At 60.7% G+C, this 19,200-nt stretch carries 19 protein-coding genes; 7 read left to right on the top strand and 12 right to left on the bottom strand.

All coding sequences use genetic code 11. From position 1 onward, the window contains the following. Together ACLK1G_RS21620 and ACLK1G_RS21625 are read right to left on the bottom strand one after the other, a co-directional pair. Nucleotides 1-198: a YbdD/YjiX family protein gene (locus ACLK1G_RS21620; protein ID WP_072390895.1), complete on the bottom strand. Its 198-nt coding sequence runs from the start codon at nt 196-198 to the stop codon at nt 1-3. A 15-nt stretch (nt 199-213) separates the two neighbouring features. Then, on the bottom strand, nt 214-2,280 hold the full coding sequence (locus ACLK1G_RS21625; RefSeq protein ID WP_420767271.1) for a carbon starvation CstA family protein: 2,067 nt from the start codon (nt 2,278-2,280) through the stop codon (nt 214-216). Nucleotides 2,281-2,439: 159 nt separating this feature from the next. On the opposite strand from ACLK1G_RS21625, the gene ACLK1G_RS21630 reads away from it, so the two are divergent. Beyond that, nucleotides 2,440-2,796 carry a PilZ domain-containing protein gene (locus ACLK1G_RS21630; protein WP_420767272.1) on the top strand — a complete coding sequence of 119 codons (357 nt, stop codon included), beginning with the start codon at nt 2,440-2,442 and terminating at the stop codon, nt 2,794-2,796. Between the two features lie 188 nt (nt 2,797-2,984). Here the strand turns inward: ACLK1G_RS21630 and radA are convergent, their stop codons facing one another. From radA to katB, 3 genes are all read right to left on the bottom strand, one after another. Then, nucleotides 2,985-4,352 carry a DNA repair protein RadA gene (radA, locus tag ACLK1G_RS21635; RefSeq protein ID WP_030140305.1) on the bottom strand — a complete coding sequence of 456 codons (1,368 nt, stop codon included), beginning with the start codon at nt 4,350-4,352 and terminating at the stop codon, nt 2,985-2,987. A gap of 40 nt (nt 4,353-4,392) precedes the next feature. Further along, complete coding sequence (locus ACLK1G_RS21640) at nt 4,393-4,941, bottom strand: ankyrin repeat domain-containing protein (RefSeq protein WP_420767357.1); 549 nt, start codon at nt 4,939-4,941, stop codon at nt 4,393-4,395. 62 nt (nt 4,942-5,003) lie between these two features. Further along, nucleotides 5,004-6,545, bottom strand: coding sequence for a catalase KatB (gene katB / locus ACLK1G_RS21645; RefSeq protein ID WP_420767273.1), 1,542 nt, complete (start codon nt 6,543-6,545; stop codon nt 5,004-5,006). A gap of 283 nt (nt 6,546-6,828) precedes the next feature. On the opposite strand from katB, the gene mscL reads away from it, so the two are divergent. After that, entirely contained in the window at nt 6,829-7,242 is a 414-nt protein-coding gene (mscL, locus tag ACLK1G_RS21650) for a large-conductance mechanosensitive channel protein MscL (protein WP_420767274.1), read from the top strand. Between the two features lie 42 nt (nt 7,243-7,284). On the opposite strand, the gene ACLK1G_RS21655 is transcribed toward mscL, so the two are convergent. Further along, a complete protein-coding gene (locus ACLK1G_RS21655; RefSeq protein WP_420767275.1) occupies nt 7,285-8,061 on the bottom strand; it encodes a ferredoxin--NADP reductase in 777 nt (258 codons plus the stop codon). 282 nt (nt 8,062-8,343) lie between these two features. Between ACLK1G_RS21655 and ACLK1G_RS21660 the strand changes: the two genes are divergently transcribed. Both ACLK1G_RS21660 and ACLK1G_RS21665 read left to right on the top strand, forming a co-directional pair. Next, nucleotides 8,344-9,060 (top strand): autoinducer binding domain-containing protein, encoded by a 717-nt coding sequence (locus ACLK1G_RS21660; RefSeq protein ID WP_420767276.1) that lies wholly within the window; start codon nt 8,344-8,346, stop codon nt 9,058-9,060. 173 nt (nt 9,061-9,233) lie between these two features. Next, nucleotides 9,234-10,358, top strand: coding sequence for a methyltransferase (locus ACLK1G_RS21665; protein WP_420767277.1), 1,125 nt, complete (start codon nt 9,234-9,236; stop codon nt 10,356-10,358). 5 nt (nt 10,359-10,363) lie between these two features. Here ACLK1G_RS21665 and ACLK1G_RS21670 read toward each other — a convergent pair whose 3' ends face one another. From ACLK1G_RS21670 to ACLK1G_RS21680, 3 genes are read right to left on the bottom strand one after another with little or no spacing between them, the layout of a single operon-like run. After that, nucleotides 10,364-10,528: a DUF2474 domain-containing protein gene (locus ACLK1G_RS21670; protein ID WP_080942585.1), complete on the bottom strand. Its 165-nt coding sequence runs from the start codon at nt 10,526-10,528 to the stop codon at nt 10,364-10,366. Between the two features lie 21 nt (nt 10,529-10,549). Continuing rightward, nucleotides 10,550-11,557 carry a cytochrome d ubiquinol oxidase subunit II gene (gene cydB, locus ACLK1G_RS21675; protein WP_420767278.1) on the bottom strand — a complete coding sequence of 336 codons (1,008 nt, stop codon included), beginning with the start codon at nt 11,555-11,557 and terminating at the stop codon, nt 10,550-10,552. Nucleotides 11,558-11,560: 3 nt separating this feature from the next. Continuing rightward, nucleotides 11,561-13,000, bottom strand: a complete 1,440-nt coding sequence (locus ACLK1G_RS21680; RefSeq protein ID WP_420767279.1) for a cytochrome ubiquinol oxidase subunit I — start codon at nt 12,998-13,000, stop codon at nt 11,561-11,563. A 486-nt stretch (nt 13,001-13,486) separates the two neighbouring features. On the opposite strand from ACLK1G_RS21680, the gene ACLK1G_RS21685 reads away from it, so the two are divergent. After that, a complete protein-coding gene (locus ACLK1G_RS21685) occupies nt 13,487-14,725 on the top strand; it encodes an MFS transporter (protein ID WP_420767280.1) in 1,239 nt (412 codons plus the stop codon). Here the strand turns inward: ACLK1G_RS21685 and ACLK1G_RS21690 are convergent. Genes ACLK1G_RS21690 through ACLK1G_RS21700 form a run of 3 tightly spaced genes read right to left on the bottom strand, consistent with a single transcriptional unit; the run spans nt 14,722 to nt 18,433 of the window. Next, nucleotides 14,722-16,923 carry a xanthine dehydrogenase family protein molybdopterin-binding subunit gene (locus tag ACLK1G_RS21690; RefSeq protein ID WP_420767281.1) on the bottom strand — a complete coding sequence of 734 codons (2,202 nt, stop codon included), beginning with the start codon at nt 16,921-16,923 and terminating at the stop codon, nt 14,722-14,724. The genes ACLK1G_RS21685 and ACLK1G_RS21690 overlap by 4 nt on opposite strands. Beyond that, on the bottom strand, nt 16,920-17,912 hold the full coding sequence (locus ACLK1G_RS21695; RefSeq protein WP_420767282.1) for an FAD binding domain-containing protein: 993 nt from the start codon (nt 17,910-17,912) through the stop codon (nt 16,920-16,922). The genes ACLK1G_RS21690 and ACLK1G_RS21695 overlap by 4 nt, the downstream gene beginning before the upstream one ends. Then, nucleotides 17,909-18,433, bottom strand: coding sequence for a (2Fe-2S)-binding protein (locus tag ACLK1G_RS21700; protein WP_420767283.1), 525 nt, complete (start codon nt 18,431-18,433; stop codon nt 17,909-17,911). Before ACLK1G_RS21700 ends, ACLK1G_RS21695 begins: the two co-directional genes overlap by 4 nt. A gap of 181 nt (nt 18,434-18,614) precedes the next feature. Here ACLK1G_RS21700 and ACLK1G_RS21705 point away from each other — a divergent pair, with 181 nt between their 5' ends. Continuing rightward, on the top strand, nt 18,615-18,893 hold the full coding sequence (locus ACLK1G_RS21705; RefSeq protein ID WP_420767284.1) for a type II toxin-antitoxin system RelE/ParE family toxin: 279 nt from the start codon (nt 18,615-18,617) through the stop codon (nt 18,891-18,893). A gap of 14 nt (nt 18,894-18,907) precedes the next feature. Further along, nucleotides 18,908-19,195, top strand: a complete 288-nt coding sequence (locus ACLK1G_RS21710; RefSeq protein WP_420767285.1) for a HigA family addiction module antitoxin — start codon at nt 18,908-18,910, stop codon at nt 19,193-19,195. Nucleotides 19,196-19,200: the final 5 nt, after the last annotated feature.

A 19,200-nucleotide genomic window follows, 5' to 3' on the forward strand; every position in this document is an offset into this window, starting at 1 on the left:
TCAACAGCACTTGGGCCCGGCCTTGCCGCCGTAACGGGCCTCTTGGCGCTCTCGGAAGAACGCCTCGTAGTCCATCAGCGGCTTGTCCGGGTGCTTGGTTTGCATGTGCTCGACGTAGTTGTCGTAGTCGGGCATGCCGACCATCAGGCGGGCGGCCTGACCGAGGTATTTACCGAGGCGACTCAAGTCATTGAACATCGTTGCAATCCTCTATCAAGCGTCCGGCAGGGCCTGGAATGGCGCTTCTTTGTCCGTGCGCTCTTTCGTGCCCCAGGCGGCGATGCCGACCTTGAGCGCGTAGAACAGGATGCTGAAGACCACGAACAGGAACAATACCGTCAGCGTTGCGTTGGTGTAGGCATTGAACACCACGTGCTGCATCTGCTCGATGCTCTTGGCCGGGGCCAGGATCTGGCCGGCGGCCAGGGCATCGTTGTATTTGCGCGCCAGGGCCAGGAAGCCGATCGCCGGGTTGGCGTCGAACAGCTTGATCAGGCCCGCGGTGGTGGTGCAGATCAGCAGCCAGCTCGCCGGCAGCAGCGTGACCCAGACGTAGCGTTGGCGCTTCATCTTGATCAGCACCACGGTGGCGAGCATCAGCGCGATACCGGCCAGCATCTGGTTGGAGATGCCGAACAGCGGCCACAAGGTGTTGATGCCGCCCAGCGGATCGATCACGCCCTGGTACAGCAAGTAACCCCACAGCGCGACGCAGCCGGCAGTGGCGATCAGGTTGGCGGTCCAGGATTCGGTTCGCTTGAGGGCCGGCACGAACGAGCCGAGCAGATCCTGCAGCATGAACCGCCCGGCACGGGTGCCGGCGTCCACCGCGGTGAGGATGAACAGCGCTTCGAACAGGATCGCGAAGTGGTACCAGAAGGCCATGGTGTTCTCACCCGGCAGCACCGAGTGCAGGATCTGCGCGATACCGACCGCCAGGGTCGGCGCACCGCCGGCACGGGCCAGGATGGTGGTCTCACCGATGTCCTTGGCCACCGCTTGCAGCGCGTCGGGGGTGATTGCAAAGCCCCAACTGCTGACGGTCTGGGCCACGGCCACCACGTCAGTGCCGACGATCGCCGCCGGGCTGTTCATGGCGAAGTACACGCCCGGCTCGATCACCGAGGCGGCAACCATCGCCATGATGGCCACGAAGGATTCCATCAGCATGCCGCCGTAACCGATGTAGCGGGCGTTGGTTTCGTTATCCAGCAGCTTGGGCGTGGTGCCCGAGGAGATCAGCGCATGGAAACCCGAGACCGCGCCGCAGGCGATGGTGATGAACAGGAACGGGAACAAGCCGCCCTTCCACACCGGCCCGGTGCCGTCGGTGAACTGAGTCAGCGCGGGCATTTTCAGCTCGGGCATGGTGACCAGGATGCCGATCGCCAGGGCGACGATGGTGCCGATCTTGAGGAAGGTCGACAGGTAGTCCCGTGGCGCCAGGATCAGCCACACCGGCAGGACCGCCGCGACAAAACCGTAGCCGATCAGCATCCAGGTGATCTGGATTCCGGTGAAGGTGAAGGCCTTGGCCCAGACCGGATCGGCGGCGATCTGCCCGCCCAGCCAGATCGAACCCAACAGCAACAGCACGCCGATGATCGAGATCTCGCCGATGCGGCCCGGGCGGATGTAGCGCATGTAGATGCCCATGAACATCGCGATCGGGATGGTCGCCATCACCGTGAAGATGCCCCAAGGGCTCTCGGCCAGGGCCTTGACCACGATCAGCGCCAGCACCGCGAGGATGATGATCATGATCAGGAAGCAGCCGAACAGCGCGATGGTGCCGGGAATGCGGCCCATTTCCTCGCGCACCATGTCGCCCAGGGAGCGACCGTTGCGGCGGGTGGACAGGAACAGGACCATGAAGTCCTGCACCGCACCGGCCAGCACCACGCCGGCGATCAGCCAGAGCGTGCCGGGCAGGTAGCCCATCTGCGCGGCCAGCACCGGCCCGACCAGCGGCCCCGCGCCGGCAATGGCCGCGAAGTGGTGGCCGAACAGGATGTGCTTGTTGGTCGGGACGTAGTCCAGGCCATCGTTGTTGAGCACGGCAGGCGTGGCCCGGCGCGCATCGAGTTGCATCACGTTGTTGGCGATGAAGAGGCTGTAGTAGCGATAGGCGACCAGGTAAATGGCCACGGCTGCGACGACGATCCAGAGGGCGTTGATCGCCTCGCCTCGGCGCAATGCCACGACGCCCAGGGCGCACGCTCCTACGACGGCCAGCAGTAGCCAGGGCAGATGGCGTAGCAGGCTATTATTGTTTTTCATTTTTATATTCCAGCCAGGGTGGACAAGAAAGATAGCCACTGGAGTTTAGCGCTAACCAGCGTAAAGGCCATACCCCGACATTCGTCGGCCACTGACCGAACGACAACGACGGCGCGCCAGTTGGGTCTATAGTCAGTGGATCTTCAGGGGGAATGGGTAATGAGCGAACGCCGCCGCTTCGTACGAATTGAATTCCATGCCAAGACCGAACTGAGCCAAGGGCCCTTCATCTGGCCAGTGAAGTTGCTGGACCTGTCCCTCAAGGGGCTGCTGATCGAAAAGCCCCAGCCTTGGCTCGGTGATCCCGAGGCGCCTTTCATGGCAGACATCCACCTGAGCTCGGAGGCAGAGGTCAAGATGGAAGTCCGGCTGGCTCACGACGACCACGGCCACCTGGGCTTCGTCTGCGAGCATATCGACCTGGATTCCATCGCCCACTTGCGTCGATTGGTGGAACTGAACCTGGCCGACCATGATGAACTGGAGCGGGAGCTGGCGGCGCTGATCCAGATTTGAATCCAGCGGTGCCCCCTGTGGCGAGGGGATTTATCCCCGCTGGGCTGCAAAGCAGCCCTAAACCTGACAACTCGGTGTGCCAGGTTGATTGGGGTCGCTTTTTTGGGGCTGCTGCGCAGCCCAGCGGGGATAAATCCCCTCGCCACAGATAAATCCGCTCACCACAGTGGACCGCACCCGCCTCGGTGCTATTCGAACAACGCATCCAACGCCTGCTCCAGACGTGTCACCGCGATGATCTGCAACCCCGCCGGCGCCTCCTTCGGCGCATTGCCCTTGGGCACGATGGCGCGCTTGAAGCCATGCTTGGCCGCTTCTTTCAGCCGCTCCTGGCCACTGGGCACCGGTCGCACTTCTCCCGACAACCCCACTTCCCCAAACACCAACAAATCGTGGGGCAGCGGCCGGTTTCGCAGGCTGGACATGACCGCTGCCATCAGTGCCAGGTCGGATGCGGTCTCCAGCACCTTGACTCCGCCCACCACGTTGAGAAAAACGTCTTGGTCGTGCGTAGGAATCCCGCCGTGCCGGTGCAGGACAGCCAGCAACATCGCCAATCGGTTCTGATCCAACCCCAACGTGACACGGCGCGGGTTCGCCAGGTGACTGTCATCCACCAACGCCTGCACTTCCACCAGCATCGGTCGGGTGCCTTCCCACGTAGCCATGACAACGCTGCCTGGAACTTCTTCCTGGGCGCGTGTCAGAAAGATCGCCGAGGGGTTGGATACTTCCTTCAAGCCCCTGTCGGTCATGCCAAATACACCCAGTTCGTTGACGGCGCCGAAGCGATTCTTCACCGCCCGCAGCAATCGCAGGCGACCATCGGATTCGCCTTCGAAATACAGCACGGTATCGACCATGTGCTCCAGCACCCGTGGCCCTGCCAACGCGCCTTCCTTGGTGACGTGGCCTACCAGGAAAATCGCCGTGCCGCTCTGCTTGGCGTAACGCACCAGCAACGCAGCGCTCTCTCGCACCTGGGACACGCCGCCCGGGGCCGATTGCAGTTGTTCGGTAAAAATTGTCTGGATCGAGTCGATCACCATGACCTTGGGTTTTTCCAGGCGCGCCGTGGCGATGATCGTTTCGATGCAAGTCTCGGTCATGACTCGCAACTGATCCTGGGGCAACCCCAGGCGCCGGGCGCGCATGGCCACCTGCTGCTGGGATTCTTCGCCAGTGACATACAGCGCCGGCATGCGCGTGGCGAGATTGCACAACGTCTGCAACAGGATGGTGGACTTGCCGATGCCCGGATCGCCGCCAATCAACACCACCGAACCGTCCACCAGACCACCGCCCAGCACGCGGTCCAGCTCACCGGATGCCGTGGAGAAACGCGGAATTTCCTCAACGCTGACCTCGGCCAGCGTCTTGATCTGCGCCTGCTGGCCGGCCCAGCCCGTACGCCCGGTGGGCGCCGCCGCGCCGCCGCTTTCCACCATGGTTTCGGTCAGAGTGTTCCAGGCCCCGCATTCGCTGCATTGGCCGGCCCATTTGGGAAAGGTCGAGCCGCACTCGGTGCAGCCGTACATGCGCTTTGCCTTGGCCATCTGAACTCCGGGTAAAAACCGCGATGATAACAGCCGGGCTTTACCGCGGGGCCGGCATTCTGATTTCACCCTTTGCCAGATCTGCCGGGGTGTTGCCCAACGGATCCCTGGCCTCCAGGTCGGCCCCCTTGGCCCTCAGGGCATCGAGCAACTCGCCACGCTTGAACAGACCGGCATACATCGCGGCGGTCTGCCCGGCACCGTTGCGCTGGTCTGGGCTGCAATCGGTGGACAATAAACGACGCGCGATCTGCACTTCGCCCTTGAAAATCGCCCCCATCAACGCGGTGTTGCCACGTTTGTCCTGGGCACAGGCATCCGCCCCGGCGACCAACAGACGCTCAACCGCCGGGCCATGACCGTGATACGCCGCCAGGATCAGCGCGGTGTAGCCCTTCTCATCCCGCGTGTCCAGCGAATAGCCGGCCTCGATGAAGGTATCGAGCATCGGCACATCGCCCCGGCGGGCGGCATCGAAATAATAATCTTGCAACTGTGCCCGCACCTCATCCGCGCCGGCGGTCGGAGCCTGATCGGCCAGCACAGCCCATGACCATGTGACTAATATCAATGAAAGGAACTTACACATCATGACCTCTCCATGCGACTGCGAATTATGGGAGCCGAACCCACTCGGCTCCCATAAGCGGATCAGTCGCTCAGCTTCCCGGCCAGCGCCTTGACCCGCGCCAGGTCGCCCTTGGCGACACGGGCCACTCCCGTCCCGTATTCAGGATCGGCCTTGTAGAGGAACGACAGGATGATGTGCTTGCTCTCGTCATCGGTAGTCGCCAAAGACCCACCAAAACTCTCGATCAAGTCACTGCGCTCCTTTTGGTTGAACGAGCGGTACAGGTCGCCCGCCTGCTTGAAGTTCTGCTCGCGCTGGATTTTCGCCTGTTGGGTGCTACCGGTCAGCTCGGCCTGGCTATAGCGCGCCGCTTGTTGTTCTTCACGGGGCATCAAGCGGCTCGGCTGGTAATTCACGCCGGTGCTGGTCTTGCCAAAATTCATCGCGCCATCCTGGTTGCCGTTGTTGACAGCGACCTTGGGGGCATTGATTGGCAACTGCAGCGCGTTCGGCCCAACCCGGTACATTTGCGTATCGGCATAGGAAAACACCCGCCCCTGCAACAACCGATCTTCCGAAGGCTCGATACCCGGCACCAGGTTCGCCGGCGCCATTGCCACTTGTTCGGTTTCCTGGAAAACATTCGCCGGATTACGGTTCAACACCATTTGCCCAACTTTTCGCTCAGGAACATCCGGCCATATCTTGGTCGCGTCCAATGGATCGAAGTCAAACTTGGCCAGGTCCTGAGGCTTGAGCACCTGGACGAACAAGTCCCACTTTGGAAAGTCCCCCTTATTGATATGGCTGACCAAATCGTTGGTCATATGGCTGTAATCCTGTCCTTGTACTTTCACCACTTCTTTCGGGTCGAGATTTTTGAGGCCCTGCAAACTTTTCCAATGAAACTTTACGTAACTGATCTCGCCCTTTGAGTTGATCAGTTTGTAAGCATGTACACCGTTACCGTCCATCTCGCGGTAACTGGCTGGTGTCCCGGAGTTTGAATACAACTCGGTCAGGGTGCGAGTCGCTTCTGGAACATGGGAAAAGAAGTCGAAACGACGGGAGTCATCATCCAGGTTGGTTCGCGGATCGGGTTTGAACGCGTGGACCATGTCAGGAAACTTGATGGCGTCACGAATGAAAAATGTCGGGAAGTTATTGCCCACCAGATCCCAGTTGCCATCCGCCGTATAGAACTTGGTGGCAAAGCCACGAGGGTCGCGCAGCGTCTCGGGCGAATGGTTGCCATGCACCACGGCGGAAAAACGTACGAACACTGGCGTGACCTGCCCCGCCGCGAAGACCTTGGCCTTGGTCAGGTCGCTTAAATCATTGGACACGGTAAATTCGCCATGGGCACCGGTGCCACGGGCATGGACGACGCGCTCGGGGATACGTTCGCGGTCGAACCGCTGGAGCTTCTGGATCAGTTGCACATCCTGCAGCAAGGTTGGGCCATTGGGCCCCGCCGTTTGCGAGTTCTGGTTGTCGCCTACCGCTGCACCATTATCGCGAGTCAGCGTGGCGGCATGGATGGACAGGGAAAACAGGCTGGCGGTCAGCACAACAAGGGAACGGCGACCGGACATAGCGCCGAGGCCAAGGGAAGTGTTCATTGAAGTTTCCTCTGATTTTATAAAGCGCATCCATGTGCGCCTTTCAGAGGCTAGTGCTCGGAAAATGAAAACCTAAATAGAAATGCCATACCGCGCTGATAGAAAAAACAATATAGGGAGTCAGCCCTGAAGCGCGTATCGCGCGCGATTGGTGGCACTTTGTAAACTTTTCGCGGGGGGCCGGGTCGATTACAGGCACGCTTTGTAAGCAATCATGTCGAGCGAGACACCGATGACTGGCTTACACTGCGGCTATCAACTCATCTGTCACAAGGAATCATTCATGGGCGTGCTAAGCGAGTTCAAGGCCTTCGCGGTCAAAGGCAATGTCGTCGACATGGCCGTCGGGATCATCATCGGTGCTGCTTTCGGCAAGATCGTTTCGTCGTTCGTGGGTGACGTGGTCATGCCTCCGATCGGCCTTCTGATCGGCGGGGTGGACTTCAGCGACCTGGCCATCACCCTCAAGGCCGCCCAAGGCGATACGCCGGCAGTTGTGCTGGCCTATGGCAAATTCATCCAGAGCACAGTGGACTTCATCATCGTCGCGTTCGCGATCTTCATGGGCGTCAAGGCCATCAACCGGCTCAAGCGCGAAGAAGCCGTCGCCCCGAGCGCCCCCCCTGTGCCGACAAAGGAAGAGCTATTGCTGAGTGAGATCCGCGACTTGCTCAAGGCCCAGAACGAACGGCCCTGATATTCCCGCGCCTAGAAATGGCGTCCCCGGGACGCCATTTTTCTACCAATAGTTTTCCACCGCTACCTGGCCGGGCCGGCGGGTGAGGCTCAGTTGCAGGCCCCTGGCCTTGAGCAGCTTGCGCGTGTCGTCAATCATCTGGGGATTGCCGCACAGCATGACCCGGGAATGCTCAGGCGTCAGCGGGACACCGGCGACCCGTTCCAGCTCACCGTTTTCTATCAACGTAGTGATTCGCCCGTTAAGGGCCTCTGGAACCTGCTCACGGGTGACGGTTGATATAAACCGGAACTTATGCGCGTATTCGGCCAGGTAGTCTCGCTGGAACAACCCCTCGATAAGGTCTTGGTACGCCAGTTCCCTGGCCTCCCGCGCACTGTAGACGAGGATGATCCGTTCGAATTTTTCCCAGACCTCGAAATCCTGCAGGATCGAAAGAAACGGGGCGACACCCGTTCCCGTGGACAACAGCCATAGATCACGACCGTCGACAAAACGGTCCAGCGTCAAATAGCCAAAGGCCTGGCGCTCGACCAGCAGATTATCCCCTGGTTTCAGACGGCTCAGCTCGCTGGTGAATTCACCGCCCGGGACGACGATCGAAAAGAACTCGAGAAACTCGTCGAACGGCGATGACACCATAGAATAAGCACGCCAGACGGTGCTCCCATCCGCCTTGACGACACCGAGCCGGGCGAACTGACCAGCCCGGAAGCGGAAACCGCGATCCCTGGTGGTGCGTAGCGTAAACAAGTGAGGCGTCAACGTTTGTACGTCGACCAGTCTCTGGCGGGTAAACTTTTCTGCATTGTCGGTCATGGGGCACTCCAATCGAACAAGGCCTGCAGTGTCCCGCAAAGTGAGGATATTAACCACCGTCGAAGATTGATAGCGTTAAGCCACCCACCTTGTACATCGGCGGATAAAGCTCTACAAAGTAAAAAACATGTATCAAAAACACTATTAGTAAAGTGCCTACGTCAATAGCGACGACACCAGACAAAAGAAAAAAATCTAACTACAGAGCAAGGAAAAGTCCTACACTCATTTTCGCGTCACCGATTGGATCCACCTCGTTGAAAGTTCCAAAGGAGAAATGCGATGGACGAGTGGAAGGACTTGCAACTGCGAAAACTGTCATGTGAAAAGGACTTGCAAAGGGCCTATCGTCTGGTACTGGATTTCTTTAATTTTCAAGGATTTGAATACTGTGCCTTTGCCGCATACTCGGGCGTTCCCGATCGGTATGCCAGCAAGATCAATATTAATAATTACCCTTATGGATGGGACCGGCTTTATGAACAAAATGGTTACGTCAACAATGACCCAATAGTGGCGCATTGCAACCAGTCCGCATTACCGATCCTGTGGAGTGAGAGTGCATTTTCCGAAGCACCCAAGTTATGGCGGGAACTTAACCGACAGGGTCTCAGGCACGGCTGGACACAAGCGATACATGATGAGCACGGCTCCCATTACAGTTTATTCAGCCTCGCCAGGACGCATTGTCCGATCAATGCCGACGAACACTATGGGAACCTTGGCTATGCCATCTTCGCCAGCCAGAAACTGCATGCTCTGGCGGGCAAGAAGCTGGTCGACAACAATATGGTGCCCCCGCAAACCTACCACCTCTCCCCCCGGGAGATCGAAGTGCTGAGGTGGTCCGCCGAAGGAAAGACGGCGTCGGAGGTCGGGCGCATCCTGTGCCTGTCCGAACGTACCGTGAATTTCCATGTCTGCAGCTGCATGCGGAAGTTGAACGTGACCAATAAAATCTCGGCGGTGGCGAAAGCTGCGCACATCCATGTGATCTAGGTAACCGCTCAGTCTGCAAAAACCCACGGGTAATGCCTGGCAAAAAAACGTACCATTTACGGCCCCACTTGAATGATGACGCGCCTAGTCCGCGACGCAGTTCATTCAGGAGGTCCCGCTGACAGACCTGCCCAAGGCAGCGGGACACCCGTTGATTTGCCAGAGTCCCAGCCATGCCCTTGCTCGATACTCCCTTCGCCCAACTCGACCTGATCCGCCAGCCCGAACAGCCGAACGAACCCCTGCAAGCGTTCGACGCTGCCGATGAATATCTGCTTGCGCACCTGGCCGAACAGCAACCGGGCGCGGAAACCCGGGTTCTGGTACTCAATGATGGCTTCGGCGCCCTGGCGGCCAGCCTCGCAGGCAAGGTCAAGGTCACCAGCAGCGGTGACTCGTTCCTGGCGCTGCAGGCATTGGAAAAGAATCTGGTGCGCAACGGCTTGCCGTTCGATACGGTGCCCATCGTTCCGGCCAGCGAAGCGCTGACGGGGCCTTTCGATTGCGTCCTGGTCAAGGTGCCCAAGACTCTGGCGCTGCTGGAGGAGCAACTGATCCGGCTGCAAGGGCAACTGGCACCAGGGGCCCAGGTGATCGCTGCCGCGATGGTCAAGCACCTCCCCCGGGCCGCAGGCGACCTGATGGAGCGCTACGTCGGCCCGGTGCAGGCCTCGCTCGCTGTCAAGAAAGCCCGTCTGTTGATTGCCACGCCGCAACCGAGGACACCGGCCGCTTCCCCTTACCCCACTCGGTATGTGCTGGATGAGCCGAACATCGAGTTGCTCAATCACGCCAACGTGTTCTGCCGTGAAGGGCTGGACATCGGCACCCGCGCCTTCCTGCCGCACCTGCCCAAGAACCTGGGCTCGGCGCGTGTTGCGGACCTGGGTTGCGGCAACGGCGTGCTGGCCATTGCCAGCGCGCTGGCTAACCCGGACGCTCGCTACACCCTGGTGGACGAGTCGTACATGGCCGTGCAATCAGCCGCCGAAAACTGGCAAGCCGCCCTGGGCGAGCGCGAAGTGATCGTGAGGGCGGGCGATGGCTTGGCCGGGCAAGAAGCGCAGTCCCTGGATGTGGTGCTGTGCAACCCGCCCTTCCATCAGCAGCTAGTGGTGGGCGATTTCCTTGCCTGGCGCATGTTCCAGCAGGCCCGTGAAGCGTTGGTGGTCGGCGGCGCGCTGTACATCGTCGGCAACCGCCACCTGGGCTATCACAGCAAGCTGGCGCGGCTGTTCCGCGGTGTCGAGCAGGTGGCCGCCACGCCGAAGTTCGTGATCCTCAAAGCCCGCAAATAACTGCGTCAATGAGTCGTCAAACCCGCGGCGTTCATGAACATCCGCATCAAGCTGGCTACGATGAACAATGCCAGCACGCTACCGGCCCAAATCGCCGCCAGCCAACCGAGCCGCTGCCATAGCGGCTTTTTTTCCGCGGCCTCGATGTCTTTCAAGTCAGGCTTGGCCATCTTCGGCACCTCGCAGGTCGGTCAATGGTAGCCATCGTCATGGGTCACCTTGCCGCGGAACACGTAGTAGCTCCAGAAGGTGTACACCAGGATCAACGGAATGATGAACAACGTGCCGACCAGCATGAAGCCCTGGCTCTGTGGCGGCGACGCGGCGTCCCAGATCGAAATGGACGGCGGCACGATGTTCGGCCACAGGCTGATGCCAAGGCCGCTGTAACCCAGGAAAATCAGCACCAGCGTCAGGATGAAAGGCGTGTAGTTGGCGTTGCGGGCCACGGCGCGGAACAACCCGTACATGGTCACCAACACCAGGATCGGCACCGGCAGGAACCAGAACAGGTTCGGCAAGGTGAACCAGCGCGCGGCGATATCGGCATGGGCCAGTGGGGTCCAGATGCTGACGATACCGATCACCGTCAGCACCACGAAGGCCAACGGCCTGGCCAGGTCATGCATCTGTTCTTGCAGCTTGCCTTCGGTCTTCATGATCAGCCAGGTACAGCCGAGCAAGGCATAGGCGGCGATCAGCGCCAGGCCGCAAAACATGGTGAACGGCGTGAGCCAGTCCAGGGAACCGCCGGCGAACTGGCGGTTGACCACTTCGAAGCCGTCGATGAACGCCCCCAGGGCGACACCCTGGAAGAACGTCGCCGTCAGCGAGCCACCGATAAATGCCTTGTCCCAAAGATGCCGCTTCTCGGCCTTGGCCTTGAAGCGGAACTCGAACGCCACGCCCCGGAAGATGAGCCCGATGAGCATCAGGATCAGCGGCAGGTACAATGCCGAGAGCACCACCGAATACGCCAGCGGGAACGCCCCGAACAGCCCTGCCCCGCCCAGCACCAGCCAGGTCTCGTTACCGTCCCAGACCGGCGCGACGGTGTTCATCATCACGTCGCGGTCGCGCTCGCCCTTGACGAAGGGGAAGAGAATGCCGATGCCCAGGTCGAAGCCGTCCATGATCACGTACATCATGATGCCGAAGATGATGACCACGGCCCAGATCAGCGGAAGATCAATACCCATGACTCAATTCCCCTTGTTCGAGCTGTCGTTGTGGTCCACTTCGTCGTCGCCTTCGTTGGCGGCCGACAATGGACGGGCCGGGGTGCGTTTCTGACCGGGGCCACCGTCGGTCGGCTCGGCTTCCTGCGCCACCGGGCCCTTGCGCACCAGACGCATCATGTAGCTCAACCCCGCGCCGAACAGCGCGAAATACACCACCACGAACATGACCAGGGTGAAGCTCATCTGTGCAAAGCTGTGGCCGGACGACGCATCCGCCGTGCGCATCAAGCCGTAGACTACCCACGGCTGGCGACCGATTTCCGTGGTGAACCAGCCGGCCAGGATCGCGATCAGCCCGGAAGGCCCCATCCACAGCACCAGATGCAGGAACGGGCGGGATTGGTAAAGCCGGTTGCCGCGGCGTAGCCAGAGGCTGCACAGCCCAGTGAATATCATCAGCAACCCCAGGCCCACCATGACCCGGAACGACCAGAACACGATGGTCGAATTCGGTCGATCCTCAGGCGGGAAATCCTTCAGCGCCGGCACCTGATCGGTCAGCGAGTGGGTCAGGATCAAGCTGCCCAGGTACGGGATTTCCACAGCGAACTTGGTTTGCTCGGCCTTCATGTCCGGCCAGCCGAACAGAATCAGTGGCGTGGGTTCGTCGCCGACGTTTTCCCAGTGCCCTTCGATGGCGGCAATTTTTGCCGGCTGGTGCTTCAGCGTATTGAGACCGTGGAAGTCACCGATTACCGCCTGGACAGGCGCGACCAGCAGGGCCATCCACATCGCCATCGACAACATGCGGCGAATGGCCGGGTTATCGCGACCGCGCAGCAGGTGCCAGGCCGCCGACGAGCCGACGAAAAACGCGGTGGCGACAAAGGCCGCGACCGACATGTGCATCAGCCGGAACGGAAACGAGGGGTTGAACACCACGGCCAGCCAGTCCACCGGAATGACCCGGCCATCGATGATTTCGTAGCCTTGCGGGGTTTGCATCCAACTGTTGGACGACAGGATCCAGAAGGTCGAGATCAGCGTACCGATCGCCACCATGACCGTGGAAAAGAAGTGCAAGCCACGCCCCACGCGATTCCAGCCGAACAGCATTACGCCGAGGAAGCCCGCTTCGAGGAAGAATGCCGTGAGCACTTCATAAGTCAGGAGCGGCCCGGTTACAGCGCCAGCGAAATCCGAAAAACGGCTCCAGTTGGTGCCGAACTGATAGGCCATCACCAGCCCGGAGACCACCCCCATGCCGAAGTTGACGGCGAAAATCTTCGACCAGAAGTGATACAGGTCGCGGTAGGTATCGTCGTGTGTCTTCAGCCACAGGCCTTCGAGTACCGCCAGGTAACTCGCCAGGCCAATGGTGATGGCCGGGAACAGGATGTGGAACGAGATGGTGAACGCGAACTGGATTCGGGCGAGATCGAGCGCCTCCAAACCGAACATAAGTCTTCCTCTGTCAGGTAAAACCGGCTGCGGGCGGGGCTTGCATCACAGCCCCCAGGGATATGGAGTGCGATGCTTTTAAAATCGTTCTTTTTAAACCGTCACAACGCAGGACTTTGGCCCAATGGCCGCCAGCACAACACCCCAAGGGGATTGACCTGGGTCAAGCAATGTTCAAAGAGTAGTCGCTATATGGCCGATGGACGGCGTGGTCTTTTGTCGCGTGACAGGTTGTCCCAGGTGCTCAGGACATAAGTAAAAGCTCTTGTGGCGAGGGGATTCATCCCGCTCGATTGCACAGCACTCGCAAAAGCTTGGGGCCGCTTAGCGCCCCAGCGGGGCGGTGCGACGTTCGCTAAATCCCCTCGCCACAAATGTTCCCTCAAGCCAATATCGATGTTTGGCTAACTATTTTTCCAACCACCGCAACTTCCTGTTACAGCTCAGTGATAATCTCGACCATCCCATCACCGGACCCCGTCACAGATGCCCAGCCAAGCGCCCCTTCTGCTCCGTCACCATCGTCCCTTCATTGCTTTCTGGCTGGCTCGGATATTCACCGCCAGCGGTTTCCAGATGCTGACCGTGGCCATCGGCTGGAACCTCTATCAACTGACCGGCAATGTCCTGGACCTGGGGCTCGTCGGCCTCGTGGAGTTCGCCCCACGGGTGCTGTTCATGCTGCACACCGGGCACGTGGCGGATCGATACGATCGATGTAAAGTCGCGGCCATCTGCCAATCGTTGCAAGCCATGATCGCCCTCACCCTGGCGATTAGCAGCGCCAGCGACAACGTTACGCGCGAGATGATCTTCATTCTCGCGTTCCTGCTCGGCGCGGCCCGCTCCTTCGAAATGCCGACCACCCAGGCGCTGTTGCCGAGCATTGTACCTGCCGCGTTGTTTCCCCGGGCAGTGGCCGCCGCGCAATCAGCACAACAATCGGCCACCATCGTCGCCCCGGCCCTGGGCGGTTTGCTGTACGCCTTTGGCAGCGTCTGGGTCTATGGGCCAACCGTGTTGCTCTATGTCATCGCCTGCTGCCTGATGCTCAACCTGCCCGCCCGGCAGACACCGCTGAATAAAGGCAAGGCGACCCTCGACTCGCTGTTGGCCGGTATTCGCTTCATTCGCAGCCGCCCGGACATCCTAGGGGCGATCTCTCTGGACTTGTTTGCGGTGCTGTTGGGCGGCGCCACCGCGCTGTTGCCGGTATTTGCCAAGGACATCCTGCTCACCGGCCCCTGGGGCCTGGGCCTGTTGCGTTCGGCGCCGGCGGTCGGGGCCTTGCTGATGTCGCTGTGGCTGGCGCGGTTTGCCGTGGAGCGCAAGGTCGGCCGGGTAATGTTTACCGCCGTGGGCGTGTTCGGCGTCGCCACCATTGCGTTCGGCCTTTCCACGTCGTTCTGGTTCTCCCTGGCGGTATTGGTGGTGCTGGGCGCGGCGGACATGATCAGCATGGTCATCCGCGCCTCCTTCGTGCAGTTGGAAACGCCCGACGAGATGCGCGGTCGGGTGAGCGCTGTGAATGGGTTGTTTATCGGCGCCTCGAACCAGTTGGGCGAATTCGAGTCCGGGCTCACCGCCCACTGGTTCGGCACGGTGCCGGCGGTGGTCATGGGCGGCGTCGGCACGCTGCTGGTGACCGGGGCCTGGATCAAACTGTTCCCGACCCTGGCCAACCGTGACCGGATGCACGAACCGGTGGACGAGGCGAAAGCCTAGAGCAACTTATCCAGGGTGATGGGGAAATCCCGCACCCGTTTGCCCGTGGCATGGTAGACCGCATTCGCCACCGCCGCGGCCACGCCGACAATGCCGATTTCGCCGACGCCCTTGGACCCGAGGGCATTGACGATTTCGTCATGCTCTTCGACAAATATCACGTCTATCTCGCCAATGTCGGCATTCACCGGCACATGGTACTCGGCCAGATTGTGGTTCATGTGGCGGCCAAGGGCATGGTCGGTCAAGGTTTCTTCGTGCAGTGCCATGCCAACGCCCCAGACCACCCCACCGAGGATCTGGCTGCGGGCAGTCTTCGGATTGACTACCCGGCCCGCCGCGATGGCGCTGACCACTCGGTTGACCTTCACCGTGCCAAGGTCTTCATCCACCAACACCTCAACGAAAACCGCCGAATGCGTGGCGGTCGCATAGGCCTGGCGTTTTTCATCCGGTCCGGTGGCGACCTCCGCCTGCAACGGCATTTCACCGCTTTTTTGCGCCAGCTCCGCCAGGGCGACACGGGCCTCGCCCATGCGCAGTTCACCGTCGATGAATGTTACCTGCTCAAGGGTCGCGCCGCTGAAGGCAGGACAGGACTGACGGGCCACGGCGAGCAGCTTTTCCCTGAGCGCTTCGCAGGCTTTCTGCACCGCCGTGCCCACCGACGAGACGGTAAACGAACCACCCTGCAATGGTGCCGTTGGCAGCGACGAGTCGCCCAGGACAAAGGTGACGTCCTCAAGGGAAACGCCTGACGCCTCGGCGGCAATTTGAGTCATGACGGTATAGGTGCCGGTGCCGATGTCCGTCGTTGCGCTGCTGACGGTCAACTTGCCGTTGGCGTCCAGCGAGGCGCGGGCACTGGCTTTTTGCTGCATGGCTTCCCACACGCCGCCCGCCATGCCCCAACCCACCAGTTGCCGGCCGCTGCGCATGCTGCGCGGTTCGGGGTTGCGCTTGCTCCAACCGAAACGGTCGGCGCCCTGGGCGTAACAGGCCCGCAGCTCCTTGCTGGAATAGGGCTTGCCTTCGTTTTCGTTGCGTTCGGCATAGTTGATCAGACGCAACTGCACCGGGTCGATCGCCAGGGCGCAGGCCAGCTCGTCCATGGCACACTCCAGCCCGATCAACCCGAGGGCCGCGCCCGGGGCGCGCATGTCCAGCGGTGTGTACACGTCCAACGGCGCCAGTTTGTACGTCAGTGTCACGTTATCGCAGTGATAGAGCATGCCGCTCCACTCCACCACGTGCTCGGTAAAATCTTCGAAACGCGAGGTCTGGCCAATGGCGGTATGCGCTACCGCGAGCAATCTTCCGTTGGCCGCAGCACCCAATTGCAAGCGCTGGAATGTCCGAGGCCGATAGCCAAACGTAAACATCTGCTGGCGCGTCAGGCTGACCCGTACGGAACGCTTGAGATGCAGCGCGGCCATCACCGCGAGCGCCAATTGGTATTGCGGACGCAGGCCGGAACCAAACGCGCCGCCCACGTAGGCGGCAAATACCCGCACTTGCTCCTTTTCCAGCCCGAATACTTTTTGCACGTACGCCTGGCAGTTTTGCGCGCCTTGGGTCTTGTCGTGGATATGCAGGCTTGCGTCGGGTTGGTACAACACGGTGGAGGCATGGGGCTCCATCGGGTTGTGGTGTTCTATCGGCGTGCTGTAGGACACGTCCACACTCAGGGCTGCGCTCGCGTACTCGCCCTGAAAATTCCCACGGGGCTTGGGCAGTTCTGCAGGTGCTGGATGAGCTTCGTTTTGCAGGATTGTCAGATCGGTCTGATGCCCCTCAGCCTCGTATTCGATCTCCACCAGCGAGCCGGCATAACGGGCCAGCTCCAGGTTTTCGGCGACCACCAGGGCCAGCGGCTGGCCGCTATAGAGGATCTGGTCGTTGAACAGTGGCCGGAACGGCGAGCCCTCCGCCGCGTCGGCATCCTGATAGGGTTCGTCGTAGCTGGCGATTTTGGGCCGATTGGTATGATCGATCACAGCAACGACACCCGGCAGCGCCAGGGCGCGGGAAGCATCGATACCCACCACCCGCCCCCGGGCGATGGCACTGGATACGACACTGCCGTGCAACAAGCCGTCTTCCGGATATTCCCCGGCGTAACGGGCCCGACCGGTCACCTTGAGGAGGCCATCGACCCGGTCCAGCGGCTGGCCTATGGTTTTGCTCGGTGCATTCATCGGGCGGTTCCTCCCACCAGTGCGGCATCGCTCAAGGCGCGGACAATCGCCCGGCGCGCCAACTTGACCTTGAAACCGTTGTGCTCCAACGGCTCGGCGTCTTGCAGCAGCGCATCCGCGGCGGCCGTGAACGTCTCGCGGCTGACCGCCTGACCCACCAACCAACTCTCCACGGATCGATCACGCCAAGGCTTGTGGGCCACGCCACCCAAGGCCAGGCGAGCCTGGCGAATCACCGGCCCGTCCAGCTCCAGCGCGGCGGCGACCGAGATCAGAGCGAAGGCATAGGACGCGCGGTCACGGATCTTCAAGTACTGGCTGTGTTCGGCGAAGCCTGTGGGCGGCAGCTCGATATAGGTGATCAGTTCATCATCGGCCAGTTGATTGTCCCGGTCCGGAGCGTCGCCGGGCAGGCGATGGAAGTCGGCGAATTCGATGGTCCGTGGACCACCCCGGCCCAGCACATGGACCACCGCGTCAAGCGCGGCCAGTGCCACGCACATGTCGGAGGGATGAGTCGCGACGCATTGATCGCTCGCCCCAAGAATCGCGTGAATACGGTTCAAACCGCTTCGAGCCGGGCAGCCACTGCCAGGCCGGCGTTTGTTGCACGGCACACCGGCGTCATAAAAATAGTAACAACGGGTACGCTGCAACAGGTTGCCACCCGTGCTGGCCATGTTGCGCAGCTGTGGCGAAGCACCGGCAAGAATGGCCTGGGAGAGCAACGGATAACGGCGCTCGATCCAGGGGTGCCAGGCCAGATCGGCGTTACTCACCAACGCGCCAATCATCACCCCGCCCGATGGCGTTTCGCTGAGGTCGGCCAAGGGCAGCCCGGTGATATCGATCAGGTGCTGGGGGCGGGTGAGGTTTTCCTTCATCAGGTCGAGCAGGTTGGTGCCGCCAGCGATGAAACGCGAATCGGCACTCGACAGCTCGACGGCGGCCTGCAGCGTGTCGGGCTTGCTGTAGCGAAAGGGATTCACGACTCACCTCCGGTCTGCTGGAAGAGCGGCAGGGCTTCTTCGATGGCATCGCGAATGTTGTTGTAGGCACCGCATCGGCAGAGGTTGCCGCTCATCAGCTCGCTGATTTCGGCGCCAGTGCTCGCCCGCCCCTCGTGGGCCAGCGCCACCGCCGAACAGATCTGCCCGGGAGTGCAATAGCCGCACTGGAACGCGTCATGCTTGATGAATGCCCGTTGCATCGGATGCAACTCGTCGCCATTGGCCAGGCCCTCGACGGTGGTCAGCTCGGCACCGTCGCACATCACCGCGAGGGTCAGGCAGGCGTTGATCCGTTTGCCGTCGCGCAGCACCGTGCAGGCGCCGCATTGGCCGTGGTCACAGCCCTTTTTGCTGCCCACCAGGTCCAATTGTTCGCGCAGCAAATCGAGCAACGTAGTCCAGGGCAGCACCTGCAACTCGCGCACCGCGCCATTGAGTGTCAGACGTATGGGATGACGGACGAAGGACGCCTGCGTCGCTTCGGACAAGGTCGCGCTCATGGAACACCTCACGGTTGGTCGTACACGCGGCGTTTTGGAAAACCGCCGTCATAAGGGGTACGACTTCGGGGTGGGATGAGCGTTCCAAGACAATTGCCCGCCCCCAATGCACGAGTCCAGCGCGCCTGTGCGGTACATATGTATCGCACAGGCTGTAATGTATCGCCTTACACTCCATTCCATGATTAAATCCTTCCAGCACAAAGGCCTCAGGGTCTTTTATGAAACGGGTTCGACGCGGGGAATTCGGGCAGACCACGGGAAGCGGCTGGCTCGCATGCTTCAGTTCATGGACAGGGCATGCATGCCAAGCGACCTGGACATCCCCGGGTGGCGATTGCATTCGCTCAAGGGTGATCTGGTCGATTATTGGTCGCTGAGCGTTTCAGGGAACTGGCGAATTGTCTTCCGCTTCATCGAGTCCGACATCGAACTGGTCGATTACCTCGACTATCACTGACAGGAGGCTGGAACATGCCCATGCACAATCCGCCACATCCTGGCGAAACATTGCTGGTGGACGTATTGCCCAAGCTGGGCATCACGGTGACCGAACTGGCGAGACACCTCGGTTTCGCTCGACCGCACCTTTCTCGGGTACTGCACGGTCATGCACCGGTCAGCCCAGACCTGGCAGTACGCCTGGAACGCGCAGGCATCGGCAAGGCACGCGTCTGGCTGGGCGTCCAGACCGACTATGACCTATGGCAAGCCGAGCGGCGCGAACAACCAATGATCGAACCCCTTGCCCATCACATTTGACGCTG

This window comes from Pseudomonas algeriensis (assembly GCF_048847255.1).
Lineage (GTDB): Bacteria > Pseudomonadota > Gammaproteobacteria > Pseudomonadales > Pseudomonadaceae > Aquipseudomonas.

Coding starts and splice junctions, on each gene's coding strand:
- mscL (WP_420767274.1), top strand. CDS start 6,829: ATGGGCGTGCTAAGCGAGTTCAAGGCCTTCGCGGTCAAAGGCAATGTC.
- ACLK1G_RS21685 (WP_420767280.1), top strand. CDS start 13,487: ATGCCCAGCCAAGCGCCCCTTCTGCTCCGTCACCATCGTCCCTTCATT.
- ACLK1G_RS21670 (WP_080942585.1), bottom strand. CDS start 10,528: ATGGCCAAGCCTGACTTGAAAGACATCGAGGCCGCGGAAAAAAAGCCG.
- ACLK1G_RS21705 (WP_420767284.1), top strand. CDS start 18,615: ATGATTAAATCCTTCCAGCACAAAGGCCTCAGGGTCTTTTATGAAACG.
- ACLK1G_RS21680 (WP_420767279.1), bottom strand. CDS start 13,000: ATGTTCGGTTTGGAGGCGCTCGATCTCGCCCGAATCCAGTTCGCGTTC.
- ACLK1G_RS21660 (WP_420767276.1), top strand. CDS start 8,344: ATGGACGAGTGGAAGGACTTGCAACTGCGAAAACTGTCATGTGAAAAG.
- ACLK1G_RS21690 (WP_420767281.1), bottom strand. CDS start 16,923: ATGAATGCACCGAGCAAAACCATAGGCCAGCCGCTGGACCGGGTCGAT.
- ACLK1G_RS21625 (WP_420767271.1), bottom strand. CDS start 2,280: ATGAAAAACAATAATAGCCTGCTACGCCATCTGCCCTGGCTACTGCTG.
- cydB (WP_420767278.1), bottom strand. CDS start 11,557: ATGGGTATTGATCTTCCGCTGATCTGGGCCGTGGTCATCATCTTCGGC.
- ACLK1G_RS21710 (WP_420767285.1), top strand. CDS start 18,908: ATGCCCATGCACAATCCGCCACATCCTGGCGAAACATTGCTGGTGGAC.
- ACLK1G_RS21620 (WP_072390895.1), bottom strand. CDS start 198: ATGTTCAATGACTTGAGTCGCCTCGGTAAATACCTCGGTCAGGCCGCC.
- ACLK1G_RS21630 (WP_420767272.1), top strand. CDS start 2,440: ATGAGCGAACGCCGCCGCTTCGTACGAATTGAATTCCATGCCAAGACC.
- ACLK1G_RS21700 (WP_420767283.1), bottom strand. CDS start 18,433: ATGAGCGCGACCTTGTCCGAAGCGACGCAGGCGTCCTTCGTCCGTCAT.
- ACLK1G_RS21665 (WP_420767277.1), top strand. CDS start 9,234: ATGCCCTTGCTCGATACTCCCTTCGCCCAACTCGACCTGATCCGCCAG.
- radA (WP_030140305.1), bottom strand. CDS start 4,352: ATGGCCAAGGCAAAGCGCATGTACGGCTGCACCGAGTGCGGCTCGACC.
- ACLK1G_RS21640 (WP_420767357.1), bottom strand. CDS start 4,941: ATGTGTAAGTTCCTTTCATTGATATTAGTCACATGGTCATGGGCTGTG.
- katB (WP_420767273.1), bottom strand. CDS start 6,545: ATGAACACTTCCCTTGGCCTCGGCGCTATGTCCGGTCGCCGTTCCCTT.
- ACLK1G_RS21655 (WP_420767275.1), bottom strand. CDS start 8,061: ATGACCGACAATGCAGAAAAGTTTACCCGCCAGAGACTGGTCGACGTA.